This is a genomic window from Enterococcus sp. DIV1083b (genome assembly GCF_051713705.1).
GTDB classification, from domain to species: Bacteria; Bacillota; Bacilli; order Lactobacillales; family Enterococcaceae; genus Enterococcus_D; species Enterococcus_D casseliflavus.
Genome location: NZ_JBIOQJ010000001.1, coordinates 1,716,439 through 1,734,369, shown reverse-complemented (window position 1 = coordinate 1,734,369; position 17,931 = coordinate 1,716,439). Strand labels below are relative to the sequence as shown.

At 40.9% G+C, this 17,931-nt stretch carries 21 protein-coding genes; 12 read left to right on the top strand and 9 right to left on the bottom strand.

The window, feature by feature from the left end; all coding sequences use genetic code 11:
* The first annotated feature begins 61 nt into the window (after positions 1 to 61).
* Together IGI69_RS07995 and IGI69_RS07990 are read left to right on the top strand one after the other, a co-directional pair.
* Positions 62 to 214: a hypothetical protein gene (locus tag IGI69_RS07995; protein WP_010748347.1), complete on the top strand. Its 153-nt coding sequence runs from the start codon at positions 62 to 64 to the stop codon at positions 212 to 214.
* A gap of 1,449 nt (positions 215 to 1,663) precedes the next feature.
* Positions 1,664 to 2,074, top strand: coding sequence for a hypothetical protein (locus IGI69_RS07990; RefSeq protein ID WP_438740350.1), 411 nt, complete (start codon positions 1,664 to 1,666; stop codon positions 2,072 to 2,074).
* A 159-nt stretch (positions 2,075 to 2,233) separates the two neighbouring features.
* Here IGI69_RS07990 and IGI69_RS07985 read toward each other — a convergent pair whose 3' ends face one another.
* Positions 2,234 to 2,620 carry a hypothetical protein gene (locus IGI69_RS07985; RefSeq protein ID WP_074535834.1) on the bottom strand — a complete coding sequence of 129 codons (387 nt, stop codon included), beginning with the start codon at positions 2,618 to 2,620 and terminating at the stop codon, positions 2,234 to 2,236.
* 213 nt (positions 2,621 to 2,833) lie between these two features.
* Here IGI69_RS07985 and IGI69_RS07980 point away from each other — a divergent pair, with 213 nt between their 5' ends.
* From IGI69_RS07980 to IGI69_RS07965, 4 genes are all read left to right on the top strand, one after another.
* Positions 2,834 to 3,202, top strand: a complete 369-nt coding sequence (locus IGI69_RS07980; protein ID WP_074535836.1) for a hypothetical protein — start codon at positions 2,834 to 2,836, stop codon at positions 3,200 to 3,202.
* 36 nt (positions 3,203 to 3,238) lie between these two features.
* Entirely contained in the window at positions 3,239 to 3,517 is a 279-nt protein-coding gene (locus IGI69_RS07975) for a hypothetical protein (RefSeq protein WP_438740347.1), read from the top strand.
* Positions 3,514 to 3,801 carry a hypothetical protein gene (locus tag IGI69_RS07970; protein WP_005226077.1) on the top strand — a complete coding sequence of 96 codons (288 nt, stop codon included), beginning with the start codon at positions 3,514 to 3,516 and terminating at the stop codon, positions 3,799 to 3,801. The genes IGI69_RS07975 and IGI69_RS07970 overlap by 4 nt, the downstream gene beginning before the upstream one ends.
* Positions 3,802 to 3,896: 95 nt before the next feature.
* Positions 3,897 to 4,250 carry a DUF2200 domain-containing protein gene (locus tag IGI69_RS07965; RefSeq protein WP_081116305.1) on the top strand — a complete coding sequence of 118 codons (354 nt, stop codon included), beginning with the start codon at positions 3,897 to 3,899 and terminating at the stop codon, positions 4,248 to 4,250.
* A 315-nt stretch (positions 4,251 to 4,565) separates the two neighbouring features.
* Here IGI69_RS07965 and rsgA read toward each other — a convergent pair whose 3' ends face one another.
* Both rsgA and mgtE read right to left on the bottom strand, forming a co-directional pair.
* Positions 4,566 to 5,507: a ribosome small subunit-dependent GTPase A gene (rsgA, locus tag IGI69_RS07960; protein WP_015509693.1), complete on the bottom strand. Its 942-nt coding sequence runs from the start codon at positions 5,505 to 5,507 to the stop codon at positions 4,566 to 4,568.
* A 152-nt stretch (positions 5,508 to 5,659) separates the two neighbouring features.
* Positions 5,660 to 7,024, bottom strand: a complete 1,365-nt coding sequence (gene mgtE / locus IGI69_RS07955; RefSeq protein ID WP_438740344.1) for a magnesium transporter — start codon at positions 7,022 to 7,024, stop codon at positions 5,660 to 5,662.
* 408 nt (positions 7,025 to 7,432) lie between these two features.
* Between mgtE and IGI69_RS07950 the strand changes: the two genes are divergently transcribed.
* Positions 7,433 to 8,419, top strand: coding sequence for a DNA/RNA non-specific endonuclease (locus tag IGI69_RS07950; protein WP_128431959.1), 987 nt, complete (start codon positions 7,433 to 7,435; stop codon positions 8,417 to 8,419).
* A gap of 34 nt (positions 8,420 to 8,453) precedes the next feature.
* Here IGI69_RS07950 and IGI69_RS07945 read toward each other — a convergent pair whose 3' ends face one another.
* Complete coding sequence (locus tag IGI69_RS07945; RefSeq protein ID WP_438740342.1) at positions 8,454 to 8,723, bottom strand: LexA family protein; 270 nt, start codon at positions 8,721 to 8,723, stop codon at positions 8,454 to 8,456.
* 340 nt (positions 8,724 to 9,063) lie between these two features.
* Between IGI69_RS07945 and IGI69_RS07940 the strand changes: the two genes are divergently transcribed.
* A complete protein-coding gene (locus tag IGI69_RS07940; protein WP_284591704.1) occupies positions 9,064 to 9,549 on the top strand; it encodes an AmiS/UreI family transporter in 486 nt (161 codons plus the stop codon).
* 35 nt (positions 9,550 to 9,584) lie between these two features.
* Here IGI69_RS07940 and IGI69_RS07935 read toward each other — a convergent pair whose 3' ends face one another.
* On the bottom strand, positions 9,585 to 10,835 hold the full coding sequence (locus tag IGI69_RS07935; RefSeq protein WP_438740339.1) for a glycosyltransferase: 1,251 nt from the start codon (positions 10,833 to 10,835) through the stop codon (positions 9,585 to 9,587).
* A 162-nt stretch (positions 10,836 to 10,997) separates the two neighbouring features.
* Here IGI69_RS07935 and IGI69_RS07930 point away from each other — a divergent pair, with 162 nt between their 5' ends.
* The 3 genes from IGI69_RS07930 (at position 10,998) to IGI69_RS07920 (ending at position 12,775) form a co-directional block, all read left to right on the top strand.
* On the top strand, positions 10,998 to 11,390 hold the full coding sequence (locus IGI69_RS07930) for a hypothetical protein (protein ID WP_438740337.1): 393 nt from the start codon (positions 10,998 to 11,000) through the stop codon (positions 11,388 to 11,390).
* 61 nt (positions 11,391 to 11,451) lie between these two features.
* Positions 11,452 to 11,991 carry a sigma-70 family RNA polymerase sigma factor gene (locus IGI69_RS07925; RefSeq protein WP_438740335.1) on the top strand — a complete coding sequence of 180 codons (540 nt, stop codon included), beginning with the start codon at positions 11,452 to 11,454 and terminating at the stop codon, positions 11,989 to 11,991.
* Entirely contained in the window at positions 11,981 to 12,775 is a 795-nt protein-coding gene (locus IGI69_RS07920) for a hypothetical protein (protein WP_438740333.1), read from the top strand. Before IGI69_RS07925 ends, IGI69_RS07920 begins: the two co-directional genes overlap by 11 nt.
* Before the next feature lie 718 nt (positions 12,776 to 13,493).
* Here the strand turns inward: IGI69_RS07920 and IGI69_RS07915 are convergent.
* Positions 13,494 to 14,819: a dihydrolipoyl dehydrogenase family protein gene (locus IGI69_RS07915; protein WP_086295375.1), complete on the bottom strand. Its 1,326-nt coding sequence runs from the start codon at positions 14,817 to 14,819 to the stop codon at positions 13,494 to 13,496.
* A gap of 183 nt (positions 14,820 to 15,002) precedes the next feature.
* Here IGI69_RS07915 and IGI69_RS07910 point away from each other — a divergent pair, with 183 nt between their 5' ends.
* Positions 15,003 to 15,191: a hypothetical protein gene (locus IGI69_RS07910; RefSeq protein WP_005226063.1), complete on the top strand. Its 189-nt coding sequence runs from the start codon at positions 15,003 to 15,005 to the stop codon at positions 15,189 to 15,191.
* Positions 15,192 to 15,253: 62 nt separating this feature from the next.
* Here the strand turns inward: IGI69_RS07910 and IGI69_RS07905 are convergent, their stop codons facing one another.
* From IGI69_RS07905 to IGI69_RS07895, 3 genes are all read right to left on the bottom strand, one after another.
* Positions 15,254 to 16,231: a Gfo/Idh/MocA family protein gene (locus IGI69_RS07905; protein ID WP_005226062.1), complete on the bottom strand. Its 978-nt coding sequence runs from the start codon at positions 16,229 to 16,231 to the stop codon at positions 15,254 to 15,256.
* 23 nt (positions 16,232 to 16,254) lie between these two features.
* A complete protein-coding gene (locus tag IGI69_RS07900; RefSeq protein WP_438741506.1) occupies positions 16,255 to 16,653 on the bottom strand; it encodes a heme-binding protein in 399 nt (132 codons plus the stop codon).
* A gap of 114 nt (positions 16,654 to 16,767) precedes the next feature.
* Positions 16,768 to 17,793, bottom strand: a complete 1,026-nt coding sequence (locus tag IGI69_RS07895; RefSeq protein ID WP_005226060.1) for a Gfo/Idh/MocA family oxidoreductase — start codon at positions 17,791 to 17,793, stop codon at positions 16,768 to 16,770.
* Positions 17,794 to 17,931 lie beyond the last annotated feature (138 nt).

The following is a 17,931-nucleotide window of genomic DNA, read 5'->3' as shown; positions in this document are numbered from 1 at the left end:
CCTTGATTGCACCCATTGTTTTCAGGATAGTGATAAAATCAGGGAAAAGGAGTTGGCGCTCGTGGGAACAAAAGATAGAGAATATTATCGAAATGAAGGAAAAGAATTTGAAAAAAACAAGAAAAACCTGCTTATTCGACGTTTAAATCAACTAATCGTTGTCTTGGTCATTTTGATCATTGTCTTTTCGGCGATCCTGTATTACATAGTTTGAAACTTTCCGTAGCTGTCATTGCTTTATTGGCAGCAACAAAACGAAACTTGTACTTAGATGACTGTGCACCCTTGATTAGGACTCGCTATGGGAATCTGATCCGTTTAAGTGAAAACTGAACGCAACGAAATGTTTCTTGTTTATCGTTGCTGGTTTGCCTGTGATCAAGATTCCCATTAGGCTATTAGTTAGCACAAATTTGCTGGGTTAAGTGCGAATCATTACTGATAAGATCGTGAACAATGATACTTGACTGATTCATTGAGTTTGGCCAGCAGCTGCAAACAAACCTTGAATTCAAAGATTCAATAATCAACAAGATCAAATACAGACAAAGGTACAGGTATAATTTGTCAGTTGATTTTCTTATCAGACCTAGAACAAACAAAAACTATCGCTCAAATAACCATTTTTTTGGATTATGCTGCCAATTAGGTGAATTTAAAGGAAATATTCCTAAATAAGAGGGAGGAGAGCCGTAAAATTACCAGTTAAATACGGTGTTCGAAAAATTTTATATTTTAGTTTACATAATATATATTATACAAAGTTATATTCGAAAAAGAGTTCGTGATATTTTAGACAGTTCAAGTCAATTTTGCATCATTTTACCTCCCTCCGAATGACTTTTATCAGAAAATTGTCTCTAATTCATCTAAAATTTAACTAAAGCTAAGAATTTCTTATTTTACAAGTTTCTTCAGATTCTTTTTGGATTTACTAATCAACAGATTGTTAACGGTCTTGTAGCAAGTTACATACGGATTCGTCTTTTTTATCTCAGCAAATACAGAATCAAGCTATCAGCCTTGATTCACGAACCAATCGGTTTGATTATATGCTATAATCATGTTGAAAATCTTTGAGCTTTTACCTAGAACTTTATTCATATATAGCCAATCCATTTCAAAGTTCTTACACAAGTAGTTAGACGTTGCAAATGACAGCAAATATCTATTACATGATTCGATAAAAAAGAACCCTAAAATCATGTAGATAATTTAGGGTATTTCGTTATTTAATATAATTGTAATGTTCATAGGTCGACATAAACGTCCATATTTTGCTAAAAAAGTCTGAATAAAGCGCCGTTGATCATTCCTTGGAATACTAGAATCATGGCAAGTAAAATCAAACCAGCAGCTACCCATAAGCTTATTTTTCCTTTTCGTCGACTGCTGAACGGGTTTTGCTTCAAGTTGCCACTCGTCAGGATGAAATACATAATCATGCTGAATGATATGAGCAAAATAATTTCTATCCCTATACCTAACCATAATCGCTGATTGTTTATTATTGTCATTTTATCACCTCAACTCATTTTACCATTAATGAGTTGCAGACTACTGATTTGCCTGGTTTGCAGCTTGTTTTTTCCATTTGTGTAATTAACACCCGATAAAAGCAATTCCATCCGTATAAGCTGACAATTTTAAAAGGAGAATAATAATGAAAAAGAAGAAGCAATTAAAGCTAGACTTTTTACCAAAAATCTGGGCGTCACTCCTCTACTTGCTTTTCGTGTTCACAGCCCTCTTCCTCTACTTATCAAAGTACTTGGACGTTTCTTTCTTTACTTCGATGTATCCTGACTTTTATCTTCATATCTCCAATTTTTCGATTAGTTTGATTATTGGCTTACTGGGGTACTTTTGGCTTCTCGTAGGTGCGCCATTTAAAGCCGTCACGCTATTGACCCTGCTCTTACTCATTGCCAATCTATTGAGCGAGACTGTCTTGGGCTTTATGAACACCCCTGATCGAATCGATTTACTTTTTGGGATTGCAGGAACGCTCGTCGCATATTTTACTTTGGCAATGATCAAAAGACACGGTTTAGTCAAGAATCAATCGGTTTGATTCAAACAGTCGTGACTTCTCCTTATATGATCCCCCTTGCTACTTAGGTTCAACCCATTTTTTGGGAAAAGAAACATCTTGCTGCAGTGATTTAGCCGAAAAAAGCACTCAATAAAGGGAGTGCTTTTTTTCGTTTCCATTGGCGATACTTTCGTATGGCTAGTCACTTGGTAGCCAATACAATGGACTTAGCTGTAGATTTTCCCAATACGGGTTGTGAAACCCTATCAAATAGTGCATAGCTAAATACCCAAAAATCATAAAGCCAAATGACAAAGTCACGATCCGTCCCCACCGTGGTATTTCTTTGATAAATAGACCTAGCATACCTATCAATAAGGGGAACGAATAATTAAACAGTAAATCACTTCTAATATTTTGGTTCCGAGGATCCTTCATTATTTTGTCATTTAAGCCCCAACTTATGCCGACGATCACAAACATAAGCGCCAGAATAGTCAATCGTTTGGGATCAAAAAGCCACTGTTCTTTATCTTTCCTACTTGCAAAGTAGATCGTAAGCAGGACCACGATTAATCCAGACATACTATTCTCCTTTTTCGCCAGCTATTTTCTAAAACGTTCATGATTACTTCAGGATAAATTATAACATATATAGTATAAAAAAACGATACCCGCCACTATCCCCTTGTTTGATGCACTTTTTAGATGTTTCATAGAAGAATCAGAAATTTAAAAATCTGTTCGCTTTACAAAAGAGAACGTATGTTTGTATTATATAGATAAGAGGTGATTGCTATGGGTATGCTGCAACCATATGAAGATCGGAAAAAGCTAAAGTGGCAAGGATTCTTTTTATCTGAGCATACAACTGAAATTGAAGAAGAGCCGACACGCACGTTTGATTGTCCGCCTAAGCCGTCACTCACAACGGAAGAAATCAATCAATGCTTATTCGAAGCGATGAAAAAGAATCTAACTGTGGCGATCCAACGAGAAGAAGTCAATGAAGAAGGTGGCTATCCCCCAGATATTGTCGGAAAAATCAACGGATACGACACATTGGGCATTTATTTGACGGGAGAAACCACAGAAAAAATTCATTATGATGAGATTCGTCATGTTGCTTTTTATGAAGAGAAAAAATGGTTTGATCTCAACGAATGATCCGCTTTTTACTACTTACTAAAGGAGGAATACCTGATGCAAACACAAAAAGGCGCTGTCTCAAAAATAAGGATCGTCTCCTTTGCCCCCTCCCCTTTGGTCCGCTTTACACTAGGCACCACCAACTGTTTGATTGCGAAGCACAGTTTGAATTTTTTAGGCGATGTTGATGAGGGCATGTTTCTAACTGTGGGTGGCTATTGGAATAAGCGCCACCAATTCGTGGTGCAAAAGTATACGGTATACGGCAAAACAAAAATCATGTTGGATATCGATGCCTATCGACAAAAAACAGTAATGGCGGGTTCATTATGAGAGCAAGAGACCTCTTGACAGCACTGACAACGTCGTCGAGTGCAGCAGATTACCAAGGAATTTATTTAACTTACAAAGAAAACCTGATTCCTTTTACGACGATCGCACAAGATAGTCATAACCAATTGATTTTATTTTTCGAACCCAAAAAGCCTGCTCTGACTCTGAAAGAATTATATACACAGCTAATGCTGCATAAGAATTTGGACTTGCTCTATTGGGATGGCGAGTCACGACAAAAGGTATTGGGGTTTCGTGAACAAGAAGAAAAAATCATCCTTTAGTCCCCTCGCCTATTTTGGCACACAACAAACGTTGAAAATCTCTGCAAAAAGAAAAAAATGAAGTATACTTTGTGTAAAGACTAAAGGAGTTTATCATGAAAAATCAAAAGATTACCCAAATGAGTTTTGCGAAAGTCTATCCTCTGTATATTGCCAAAGCAGAACGGAAAAATCGGACAAAAGAAGAAGTAGATCAGATTATTACCTGGCTGACTGGGTATGACCAAGAAACACTCCAACAGATGGCTGATGATGTTTCTTTTGGACGCTTTTTTAAGCAAGCCCCTCAGCTCAATCCTGCACGAAAACAGATTACTGGTGTGATTTGCGGGATTCGGGTAGAAGAGATCGAAGAGCCAATAGTTCAAGAAATTCGTTACCTAGATAAACTGATCGATGAATTGGCGAAAGGAAAAGCCATGACGAAAATTCTGCGCTCTGCTGAATGAGGCGTTTTTTTCGAGTTGCTATTTAAGAATCAACGCTTTATACTAGAAATACCTTGGCAGGGGCAAATCATTGCTCAAAACACAGTGGGACAACACCCCACTGTGTTTTTTTATCCTGCCTTTCTGGACGACAGCTTGTAACCAGGCAGGCGATCTTAGTTTAGTTCAACCACTTAGCATGTAGTGCCCTTTGGAATTGGCCGCCTTTTCGTGAAAACACAAGAACGTTGGCTGCGGCTCTCCTCTTCTTTACTCAACAAGGCGCTCTTGACACGTACAAAAAAGCACTCCTCTTATAGAAAGGAGTGCTAACTATTACTTTTTCATTTCTTTGATCTGTTCTTTTCGTTTCAAATACGCCAGCTCTTTTTCCATTTTGCGATAGCGAGCGAAGGCTGCTTCTGAAAGCTCACCGGCAGCAATAGCTGCTTTTACCGCACATTTCGGTTCTGTTTCATGCTGACAGTCTCTGAAGAAACAACCTTCAGCATATTGACTGATCGCTTCAAAGGATTGCTCGATCGAAGCTGACCGAACGGTACTGATGCCAACTTCCCGCATGCCAGGAGTATCGATGATCATTGCGCCAGAGGGCAGTGTGAACAACTGGCGACTCGTCGTCGTGTGTCGTCCTCGACTATCCTCTCGTATGTCATTGGTTTTTTGAACGGCTTGTTCCATGAGCTGATTTAATAAGCTGGACTTCCCGACGCCTGACGAACCGATAAATGCACTGATTTTTCCGTCTGAAAAGTAGGCTTCTGTCAGCAATTCGTTCGGTTCATAAATAGAAGTAGCGAATGCTTTCACACCAAAAGCATCGTTTAATGCTTGCAGCAGCTCTGCTTTTTCATCAGCTGTGACTTGATCGGCTTTGGTCAAGAGAATCACTGGGTTAGCGCCACTGTCCCAAGCGATCGTGACAAAGCGCTCTAACCGAGCGAAATTAAATTCTTCATTGGCACTAGTAGCAATAAAAACCGTGTCGATGTTCGCAGCGATCCCTTGTTCATCCGTCCGATTTCCGGCTACTTTTCGTTGTAAAAAACTCTTTCGTGGGAGCAAAGCATCAATCAAGAAATGATCTTGATCATACACCTGCCCTTGGACAAAATCGCCAACAATAGGATAATCCTTTGGCGCTCGTGCCTGTTGACGAAATTTTCCTGAAACGGTTGCTAAACATTCTTCTCCTGTAGTCAGGCGGACTTTTGCGATATCCTTAGCCTGAAAGACCACGATTCCTTGTTTTTCCATGATTTCCCTCCAGTTAATTAGGAGGCCGCACTTAAAAAGAGAAACCTCCGAGTTGATGTTGCTTCATTTGATTTGTCATAGGACATTTCCCCTTTCTATGTTGTGCTCATTATGTGATGTCGCTTTATTATACCACTGGAACGGACAGTATGCTAAAGCAAATGACCCAAAAGAACATTTACTGAAACGAAGTAGATAAACAAGCCAGCAATATCTTTGATCGAGGTGATGATCGGTGCCGAACCGGCTGCTTGGTCGATGTTTAGTTTAATAAGTACAAACGGGACTAAAAAGCCAAGTGCTGCCGCTAAGGTCATAGCAAAAACTAAGGAAATCCCAACAGCGACCCCTAACATCGGGATCCCTTGCCAAAGTGAAGCAGCGGTTCCAGAGATGATCCCGACGATCAAGCCTAGACTCAAACCGATCCAAACTTCTTTAAACAAATGTCTGGTGAAGGTTGAAAGATCAATATGCCCTAACGACATCCCCCGAACAAATACAGTAGAGGATTGTGTACCAACGTTTCCACCCATATCCATGATCAAAGGAATAAAAATCGCAACGGCTGCCACCGACTCTAACGTTTGTTCAAATTCATCAATGACGACCCCAGCTAAAAGTCCAGCCACTAAAGTGATCACTAAGAATGGCAAGCGGACTTTCCAGATTTGCCACAGGCTGCCATTGATCAAAACATTACTACGGTCTGCTTCGTTGGAGGCGACATCGACCAAACCAGCGGCATTAAACATGTCTTCCGTTGTTTCCAACTCGATGACATCGATCGCGTCATCGACGGTAATGATCCCAACGATTCTTGATTCCTTGTCTACGACTGGCAGCGCAATGATATCTAGTTCATTTAGCAAACGGGCTGCTTCTTCTTGGTCGGTGTCCGTGGTCACATAAATAACTTTTTGGGACATGATCTCACTGATGCGTTGATCCCCTTGTGCTATTAAGAGATCTTTCAGCGACAAAACACCTTCTAACGTTTTCGTTTGATCAGTAACATAAAGCGTATAGATCGTTTCTTTTTCTTTGGCTTGCATTCGCACTTTTTCCAATGCTTGATTGACTGTCATATCTTTTTTCAATGTAATGAATTCCGGTGTCATCAAGCGACCCGCAGTTTCGGCTTCATACCCTAGTAAGAGGTTTGTTGCAGCTCGTTCATCAGGCGCCAACGATTGTAAAAGTTTTTGTGTTACGGTCGCTGGCAACTCATCTAAAAGCCGTACACGAACATCTGGCGCCATCTCATTCACAAATTCGGTTGCTCGTTCATCGGTGAAAGAGCGTAATAAGTGTTGTTGGGTAGCTGGTGTCAAATCTTCAAACAGGATAAGGGCTTTGTCTTTCGGTAACAGTCGGAAAACGATCACTTTTTCATCCGCGGATAAGTTGCTGAATAATTGTAATAGCGGCAGCTCTTCCATTCCTGATACGAGTTCTTTTAACTTTTCAGAGTCTTTCTTATTTAAATAATGTAAGATGGTTTCTTGCTGGTTCATGGGATACACTCCTTCTCCTATAATTTTGGTCAAAGAAAGAAAGGCAATCGTTCAGAAAATTGTCCAGTTTTCTTTCGTTTGAACGTTGTCTGCTAGACAGCTGAAAGTTTGTTCCGCAGCTGGAGATGACTGTTATTAAAACAAGCATCAAAGGGATAGAGCAGCAACTTTATTCATTATATCACATAGTTTTTTTAAAATATGAAAAATATCACTCGCAGACGAAAAATTCTTTTAAAGGACGTCGCTTGTAAAGAAAATTGACTGAAGTTTGTCAAGAACAAAAGGCAAAAGAAGCTAGCAGACGCTGTAAAACATCCCCCGCAAATGGTATGATAAACTAGTTGTGATTTTTTTACTCACCGTTTATTCTAAACCTATATCAATGAAAAGAGAGGCAATAAAGAGATGGCAAAGAAAAAAACATTGATTGGATCGGTCACTGCGCTTCTCGCACTCGCAGCAGTTGGCTTTGGTTTCCTACAAAACAATGAACTATTTCCAAAGCAGGAAACGCAACAATCAGAGGTAAGCACCCCTTCTGCTAAAGATATTCGCGCAGACGAATTGGCACAGCTAACCTACCAAGGCACCCAAACAATTGAAGTCAATCAAAACATCCCTGAGTTTTCAGAAGACGACCTTTCACTTGAAAATGGTGCCTGGGAAGCATACGGCGACCTTGACCACCTCAATCGAGCGACTTCGGCTGAAGCAATGTTGAATCAATCCTTAATGCCTACGGAAAAACGTGGCGATATCTCCAGCGTGAAACCGACAGGCTGGCGTAATAAACAGCTCCCCAATGGGAAATATTTATATAATCGGACGCATTTGATTGGGTTTGCTTTAGCTGGCGAAAATGCAAACTGGAAGAATTTGATCACGGGAACTAGTCAATTGAACAATCCAGAGATGTTGCGCTTAGAAATGGATATCAACTACTATCTCAAGCAAGACAAAAACCATTATGTTCGATATTCTGTCACTCCAATCTATCGTGATGACGAGCTGGTTGCCCGTGGGGTACAGATGCAAGCCCAATCTATTGGCGACGATACGATCCAATTCAACTATTATATCTTCAACATCCAAGATGGTGTCACGATCAACTATGCGGATGGCAGCAGCGAGATTTCAAACGAAGATATGACGCAACAGGAGAATGCTACAAGTAGTGAGAACAACACGACAACAGCCACTTCTCAAAACAGTGAAACAGAGGAGAAACAGAAAGAATATGTCGATCAACAAGGAAATGGTTTGATCAAAGGATCAAGAAGCGGCATCTATCATTTGCCAGGATCTAAATACTATGATGATACGACGAATCCGAAAGAATGGTTCAAAACGATCGCTGAAGCGGAAGCTGCTGGCTACCGTGCACCAAAATAAAAAAGCCTAGAGGCTTTTTTATTTTGGTGTTAAGTTATTCTTCATTGCCATGCGTTTGTTTTTCGTCTGCTAAAAGTGCTTGTCGCAACACTTTGACATAGGCCTTCCCTTCGTCTGTAAAACGAACCGAACGTGACTTAAAGCGATAAGCTCGGTAAATCAGGCCTCTTTTTTCGAGACGCAGCAAATGAAAAGAAGTTGTTTTTATCTCTTCATTGGCACAGATTTCTCGTATGGTAGGTGCGCAACCTTGAGCTTGCATATATTCGTCAATGAAAAGTAAGATTCGATCTTTTCTAGGCATAAGTCCTCCTTTCTGCAAAACAGTCTTCACTGCTGCAAATTCGTAAAAACCGATAAACTGCTACCTGGTCTGCTTTTTGTCCGATCAATACACTGAAAATCTATTGATCTGTCTCTTTTCCCCTTCTTCTAACGAGTAAAAGTTCTTTTTATACGCTGAAATTTTCCCCTTAACGAGAAAAGCATCGGCTAGCAGCGCTCTTTGGTATTGATTTTATCAAATTTAGCAGCAAAAAATAGTAAATTTCAAAATTATTTTCCTTTTTATTGACCTAAAAATAAATAGAGCTATTATTTTTTCTTAGAATTTGTTATTCTAAATTTAAGTAAAGGAGGATTTTATGTTAGGGATCGGTTTATTTTTTGTAGGAATTACTTTGATAATCAACGGCTGGGGCAGCTTACTTCACATTGACTACCGCTCACTTGCTTTGATCAATCTTTTTACAGGTACGTTATCTTTTATTATCAATCTAATCTATATGCTTCAAGGCGCTTATTATGAAGCGGGCACTGGCTTTCTCTTTGCCTTCACGTATTTGTTGGTAGGGATCATTTACCTTTTTGATTTAGATCTACGTATTTATGGGATTTTCGCACTATTCGTAGCCATCAATACCTTACCTTTTGCTTGGGTCTCTTGGCAATGGGAGCAAGATCCCCTCTTTGCATTGATTTGGTTAACATGGGGAGTGTTATGGTTTTGCGGCTTTTTGGATACGATCGTGAAGGTAAACTTTGGTCGTAAGATTCATTATTTTGCGATCGCTTGTGGTATCTTCACTACGTGGGTCCCAGGCTTGCTGATGCTAGTAGATCTCTATTAAAAAAGAGTGATTATCTCAATGATAATCGCTCTTTTTTAATAGGAAAATTTAGAAAAATTGTTTTTTTCTAAAAAGTGTTCAATCTCCTGCATCGCTTTCTGAGGACCATTTGTTGGGAAATGCTTCTTTAGCTGGCAGGCTTGTTGTCGGATTTTCGGTAAACAAACCTCAGTTAGGGCAGATTCTAGCTTTTTCTCAGTTACAGGTTTTGTCAGTGCGATTGCATTGCCATACGCCACGCAGTACTGAATATTGCAGCTTTGCTCATAGTGCATCCCAATTCCGATAAACGGCTTCCCAGATGCACAAGCTGTTTGAACAGTCCCTTCCCCACCATGGATAAAAGAAAAATCGATATGCTCATGCAATAGATGACTTGGCAGATATTCGGTCAAGAACAGATTCTCTGAGTCGTTGTGTTTCCCCTTGAGTAGATGTGTAACCGGAGCAATGATCGCTAGTTCCGAACGGTTTCGCAAGAAAGCTAAGATTTTTCGCACCATGCGCGGATTCCCCGAACTGCCCATCGCAAAATAAACGATTCGTTTTCTTTCCCGCCGCTTTTGTTGAATAAAAGTCAACACTTCGTCTGGTAAAGAAGACCCGAGCTTCGCAAAAATCGGCCCAACGATTTGATAATTTTCTGGCAGCTGCTCTTTCGTTAAAAATAAATCAGGAGTGGTGATGAGATTTAAATCAGCGTCCATCATTCGTAAGCTCGTTTCAGGCATAAAAAGTTTTTCTGTTTGAGCAGCGTGTTTGAATGCTCGGGGCATCCAGCGGGATTTTACCAATTGTTTTCTTATCCAATACCAAAGTGGTTTCCTTAGCGGTCCGAAGAAACGCAAACTAGAAGGGATAAATGCGCTATCTGATCGAAAAAAGGGATCGCTCATCGCATAGGGTTTTACGTAGACTAAGGGAATCTGTTTGCTGCGAGCAGATAGAAAGATCGTGACATTCGATCCAGTTACAATGACCTGAGGAGCAAGTTTATCGATCAGCTTTTGTTCGCTCAGAATACGCGCGGCAACCATCTCTTTGGTGAAGGGATTTTTGATTGAGCGTAGTTGATCTAATTTTATGATCTGTTCCTCTTGTTTTTCTGTCAGAGTCGGCGTCAGCAAATGGTACGTAAAGCCACTTTCAGTGATAAGTGAAGCAAAGGTTTTTGAAAAACCAAAGAACTCGCAGTGGTGATTTCCTTGCATTTGTTTAGCGACTTCGATCATCCTTGTCGTTTCAGCCAAGTTGAATACTGCAGGCGCAAAAAGAATCGTTGGCATGAAATCCTCCTTATGTATCGAGTCCATCCACTCGTTTCTTTCAAGTATACTAAAAGTAGGCACATGTAGGAGAAGTTTTTTTGCAGACCTTCTCGTTCATCTTTTTACATTATTTAATTAAAAATTTGCTATAATAAAGAAAACCTTTCAAGGAGTAAACCAATGCGAAAAAAAATATCTTCCTTGCGGCTTAGTACATTCTCACGCGGGCTCATTCTCTTTGCTTTCTTTTTCTTGATTCAACAATTTTGGGAAATGGTTGTTTCTGACTTTGCACTTTTGCCTTCGCTGGCATTCATCCAAATTCTCTTGATGATCCTTTCAACCTTTCTCATTAGCAAGTTTGTTAAAAAACGCTCGTGGCGGCAAGTGCTTTTTGGCAGCTACCTATTCATCATCGGCTCGCTATTTTCTTTCTGGCTAGCAAATAATCCATTGGAGCTGCAAGCAGTCATTCTTTATATGATAGGCGCTTTTTTTGGCGGCATTCTTTGGGAATATTTGGCCCAGCGCTTGACAACAGATTTTCTGGCCAAAGAACATGAACCTCGTTAACAGAGGTTTTTTTCTTTTTCTGATAGAAAAGGCAAACATTCTTCGTATATAGTGTGAAGGGGTGAAAAAGGTGCAGGATGAAGAAATCATTGAACGAATCAAAAAGAAAGACTATGCCGGCTTAGAAGAACTGTTAGCTGTTTATGGTGATAGCATGCTGAGGACGATTCATAGTGTCCTCTCCCAACCGCATGAAGTGAGCGAGCGCCAAGATGTAGCGAACGAAGTTTTTTACGAGGTTTGGCAAAAGATTGCTGCGTACCAACCAGAAAAAAGCCGCTTGATTACTTGGCTGCTTTTGATCAGTCGTAGTCGTGCAATTGACCACAAACGGAAGTTGAACAAGCGCTCACTGGAAGAAAAACCTGTTGATGAGCAGGAACTAGCTATTGAAGAATCACCTTTGACAAAGGAAAACTTTTTGGGTTTTATTGAATCCCTTGAAGCCCTCGATCAAAGGATCTTTCTGCTCTACTATTTTTACCAAGAGTCACCCGAAACCATCGCAGAGCAGACGGACTTAAATGTCTCAGCGATCTACAATCGTCTTTCCCGTGGCCGCAAACGCTTAAAAGAAAGGATGACTATCGATGGATTTTAAACAGTTAGTCTTAAATGAAAACAATTCACTGACAAAAATATCTGAACAAGAAAAAGCAACAACCTTCGAGCTGTCCAAACAATATGTTTTCTTGCAAGATCTATTAGAGGAGCTTCGGACGCTTTTAGCAAAAGACGAAACGATTCTTGGCTATCTGCCTTTGACGCCAGATGGAAACCTCGCCTTCGCCAATCAAGGGCTTGGCGCCTATGCCTATGCAACAACCGAGAAAGCAAAAGCATACCGTGACATCTTTCATGATACCCGCGGCAATCGTTTGTTAGTTTTCACAGAAACCCGAATGCTTTTTCTGGTCATCATCGACTATTTAGAAAGTAACACCTATTTCAGTTACCCCTATGAGACCATCAAGGCGTTCACGATCAAGCCAAGAAAGCTGATGAAGCACGAATCACCAGAGGATAAAGAACAATTCCATTGGGGCTATTTCGACTTTCAGGCAGGGACGCACATTTTCTCAGAAGTACTGACGAAAAAAGACTACGAATTATTTACGTTCTATCATGAATCGATCCCTGCACTCAAGAAAATTCCGATTCAAAACAAAGTTTACCGAGCAGCGAAATATCAGTATTTCCTGAGTAATTGGCATTTCAGTTTTCGCTTGATGACCGCTTTCAACCTGGTTTTCCTGCTGCTGTTTGTATTAATGATTCTCGGTTTTTTCTTACACATTGGTCCACTGAAAGGATTTTATTATAAGGATCTGTTGGACATAGGTATGGTCATTTCCCTTTTTTATAGTAAGAACATCTTGCCATAAAAAAGGACTGCTGCTCCTTCCTAAGCATTTCTTTTATATCAATTGAATAAAGCACCAGATTTTCTACAAAAGAGTACCCCTTGCAGGATTCAAGTCAAAATGAATGCTGCAAGAGGTATTTTTCGTCTCGGACTATTGGGATATTCCTAACCGTTCATTTTTTCATTTCCTTTTGAAATTCTCAGATTTCTTGTGAACTTTTCAGAAGACTCCACTCATAATTTCATACACGCCTAATGGGATTATTTTTTCCTTCACGCTTGCTTTTTAGGAAGAAACGTTATGATGATTTTACTTGCTATGAGGTGTGAAAAATCGAACTTATCGGACATTTGGTCTTTTGGATCCCGTTTTGTCTTTTTCTAGTGATTGGATCGTTTTTCATACAATGGCGGAAACGTTTCGTTTCAACCCTTATTGCAGCGATCCCGTTTCTCTTTTTTATGGTAAAAATATTCAATTATCGGCACTATGAGCCAGATTCTATTTTCATCATCTATTTGGTCGGGCTCTTCTTGTCGGCGATCTTACTGATTGCTGCTGTCCGCCGGCTGTCAAAAAAAGCCTAAACCTAGGGTTACTAGAAAACAAAGACATTGCCTAAAATGAAACCCAGCCTAACTTTAAGGTTCATTTAAGGTTCACGGACTATAGTCAATACGGACATAATAATTTAGAGCCTGTGCTAGCGGAAACTAGCGCAGGCTTGTTTGATTATTTATAGAAAATAGGACAAATCGCTAGCAGGTGTTGGGTAGGCAAAAATCATTTGGGCCAGCGCTTCTTTCGATAGCTGATTCTCCAACACAAAAACGAAGTGGTTGATCAACTCATCGGCCAATGCAGAAACAATCGTGACAGCAACGATGGTATCAGATGTGTCATAAATCAATTTGATTTTTGCATCTTGATCATTGATTCGTCGATAGGTATACCAAGAAGAAAGATCCATCACCTCGCTATGATATTCTGAGGCATTATCGGCAATCTCTTGCTCACTGATCCCGACTCTTGCCAGTTTTTCCGCACCAAAAACTAGTGTAGGGATCAGTGGATAGCGGATGGGCGTTTTCTGGTCATCTATATGCTCGACAAGATAGGCGGCTTCAAAGCTAGCAACAGGCGTCAGTTTTGGCTGCTTTTTCGCTAGCACATCTCCGATTGCGTAGATGTGTGTTTGACTAGTCTGCAAAAACTCATTTACAACGATCCCTTGTTTTGACGTTTCTACCCCTGCCTTTTCCAGTTGCAGCTGATCGCTATTGGGTCTGCGTCCCGTGGCACCAATCACTGCTTCTACGGTGAGAGACAATGCTTGTGTCTGAATTGTATAGTGGTTTTGTTCTTTCATGATTCGCTGTGTGTTCTGGTTAAAGTGAAACGAAACACCTTGGTCCTGCATTGAACGAACCATTTCTGCGGTCAATTCAGCATCAAATCCTTTTAATGGCTGGTCATTATGATGAATCACATGAACTTCAGCACCTGCTGCTTGAGCGATCATCGCCAGTTCGAAGGTAATATAACCAGCACCTATGAAAGCAATCGTTGCTGGCATCTTTTCAAAGGAAAGAAAATCAGTACTGCTTTGTAAATGTTCCTTGCCGACGATTGGCAGTACCGCTGGACGCTGTCCTGTCGCAATAATTATTTTTTCTGCTTGAATCTCTTCTGCGTCCACGACGACCGTATGGGCATCACGAAAAGCGGCTTGTCCGTAGTAAGTAGTGATTCCTTCTGCTAGTAACCCTTGTTTGGTTGACTCCGGCACCCGATCGGTATACGAGCGCTTAAACGCCATCAGTACTGGCCAATCAATGGCTACCTGCCCTTGAACGCCATTGCCTTGCATACGTTTCGCCTCTGTTTTGACTTCTACGCCTCGCATCAGTAGTTTTTTCGGATCGCACCCGCGATTGGGGCAAGTGCCACCCCATAAATCGGCTTCAACGATCGCCACTGTCTTACCTTTGGCTTTTAACCCATAGGCAGCAGCCGTTCCAGCTGGACCCGCTCCGATAATCAGTACATCCACCTTTTTCATCTGTCTCCTCCTTCTCCTAAAAAAATATTCCTGCGCTTTCTCTTCCCTTCAAGTATAGCGAATCACGGCCAGTCGACAAAACAATTCGCCTTTAGCGGCTCCTGCGAAAGATCACATTCAGCCCTTGAAGTTGCATTTGATGTGGTATACTTTTCTTGTCAGTTTAACGACAAAGGAGAATGAATGACTGTGAGTTTTAAACGTTTTTTTCAGCTCTTTCTTTTTTATTTTCTCTCGATTCTGGTGGCATATGGCCTGATTGCATTTCTAGCAGTAGATAACTTTTGGCTGGTGGTCTGTTTGATGACGATTGTCGGCTACCTCACATTGGGTATCCCACTAACCTTATTGAGTTTAAAGAAGAAAAAATAAGACAACAGACAAAGACACCAGCAACTTTTCTAAGAAGCTGGTGTCTTTCCTCATTGATGCGATTATCCTAATACGATCTGGGCATCTGCCAATGCTTTTTCCACGACTTCCATCACCAGCTTGCTATGGGCAAGACGTTCCTTGACAAAGGCCTGATCATTTTCGTGAATGGCTTGTGCAAAACGGACAAATTCTTCAAACATACGATGTCCGTGAACGCTGCGATCCTGATGGCTTTTTGCCCCATGGACCGGTTCAACGTCATAGCTGGCAAGCATATTCGTCGGCCCATTGACGATGATCGATCCTTTCGTCCCTTGGATCGTTGAACGAATCGTCGCTGTCGAATCTTTGGCGCCGATACAAACGACTTTTGTTTGTTCATAGTCTAAAAACAGCATGCCAGAAGTATCGATCCCCTGTTCGACATTAGCAAAATAGCGGACACTTTTTGGTTTTCCTAAAAGCCCGACGACAAAATGAATATTATAGATATTGATATCCATCAATGCCCCACCACCCATTTTCGGGTTAAATGCAGGTAAAACGGTTCCCTCTTTGAATAAATCATAACGAGAAGAATACTGCGAATAGTTGCATTCAATCACTTTCAGCTCTCCCAATGTTTCAAGCTGCGCTTTTATTCCTTGATAGTTGGCTAAGTACTGATTTGTGATGGCTTCGATCAAAAGCACCTTGTGGGCAGCAGCCAATTCTGCTAATTCTACTAATTCTCGTGTCTGCAACGTAAATGGCTTTTCACAAATGACGTGTTTGCCAGCGAGGATTGCTTCTTTGGCAAAGGAATAATGCAAATGATTGGGCAGTGCGACATACACGGTATCAACGGATGGATCCGCCAAACATGCCCCTAACTCTGTGTAGACGGTTTGAATCCCGTATTGCTGTTTTAAGTGATTCATTTTTTCTAAATCATTTTCTGTCCCAAAAATAGCGGACAGTTCAAGCTGCGGGACATCCCCTGCCACCGTCAAAAAATCATGGACGATCATGCCTGCCCCTAAAATCGCTAAGTTCATCTTGCTTCCCCTTTTCTATCTTCTTAAATCATTTGTTTCAATACTTCGGTGATCACTTTATGATCCTCTAAATGGGCCAAACCTGACACACAGATAGCACCAGTGACTTTCCTGTCTTCGATAATTGGAAAACCACCACCACAAATTGCATAATGTTCGTCTTGTGCCCATTTAGCAAATTGTATATCTCTATCTTTTTGCGCATAGACGTATAGTGTACTATGCCCGCTTTCTAGTACCGTTCGTTCTTTTCTTTCAAGCCAAGGGCTTTCTTTTCGCCCTGCCATTAAAAATCGAATGATCGGCAAGCCCTGATGAACAACTTTGATCCCTACCGGCTTCGGGTAGTTCCTTTTAACGTACTGATCGATGGCAATAACCAACCGCAATGCGAGGTCATTGTCAAAATGAGCAAACTGCAGCTGCTGTTCTTCTTGCAGGATTTCTGAAGGTTCGATTCGGATCTACTCCTTTACGTTGAGTCAGTTGATGCCTTCAGGCGCTTTGTTTGTCAAAAGCCCCATAATCACCCTGCCTTATGACTCAGTAATCACTTGATTGATGCCTGTTTCTAGCATTTCGATTTGTAAAATCGTTTCTTCGTCTTTCACGATTTTCTCTTTGCCATGGATGATCGTTTCATAGACGCCCTCATACACACGGCTATAATCACCAATTTCAGAGATGACTTTTTCTTCATGGTAGTTCCCGTTAGCATCCATATAAGTTAGTGTGCCATAGTGCTCTGGCAAATCGATCCCAAAATCGGCATGATCTGGGAGATAAAACTGTTTTAGATGCTCTTCTTGTCGATCCTTGGTTTGTTTTACAAAAACGCCGTTTTCGCCATAAACGACAAAACTAGGCCGCTCTTTTAATCGGAAGTAACTAGATTTGACTGAGACTTTCATTCGACCATAAAACAGATCCAAATCGAAGTAATCATTCATGCGATTTTTTCCAAGCAATTGCCGAACCTCATAATGGACATCGTCTGGTTGCCCAAAATAGGAGATCACTTGGTCCAGTGTATGACAAGCGTGTCCGTACAAGTAGCTAGTATTCAATGAAAATTCGGTCACTGACCGTGGAATCTCTGGACGAAAATAATCATAATGCATCTCTACTTCTAAGAGATCTCCGAGCACGCCGCTTTCGATCACTTTTTGCGTAGTCAAAAAATCGGAATCAAAGCGGCGATTTTGATAGCATTGCACAAACAAGCCTTTCTCCTGCGCCAGTGCGAACAATTCCTTTGCTTGTGCCGAAGTTTCCGTAAAAGGTTTTTCGATCAAGACATTTTTCCCATGAAGCAAGACATCCTTGCCTAATTCATAATGCAAATGACTGGGGGTCGTGACCACAACTAATTGAATTTCAGGATCACGGTAGATATCCTCTAAGTCAGAGGTGTAATGAACACCTTCTAGTGTTGGCCAGGTCAGCTTGCCGCTTGGTGAATAGATCGTCTTTACTTTGATCTTATCCTGCAGCTTGGTTGAAAAAGGCAGATGGTAGCGATTGGTGCTTTTTCCGTTTCCGAGATATGCGATAGTTAACATTATGACGCCTCCTATGAATTGATAGCTTGATTATTGCTGATATCCTTCGAAATGAGAAGTCTTTTGCCAAAAACAGGTTCTTTTGACCAGACTTTTTCGCAAACTGCTCAGTGGTTCTGAACATTTTTACCAAATTGC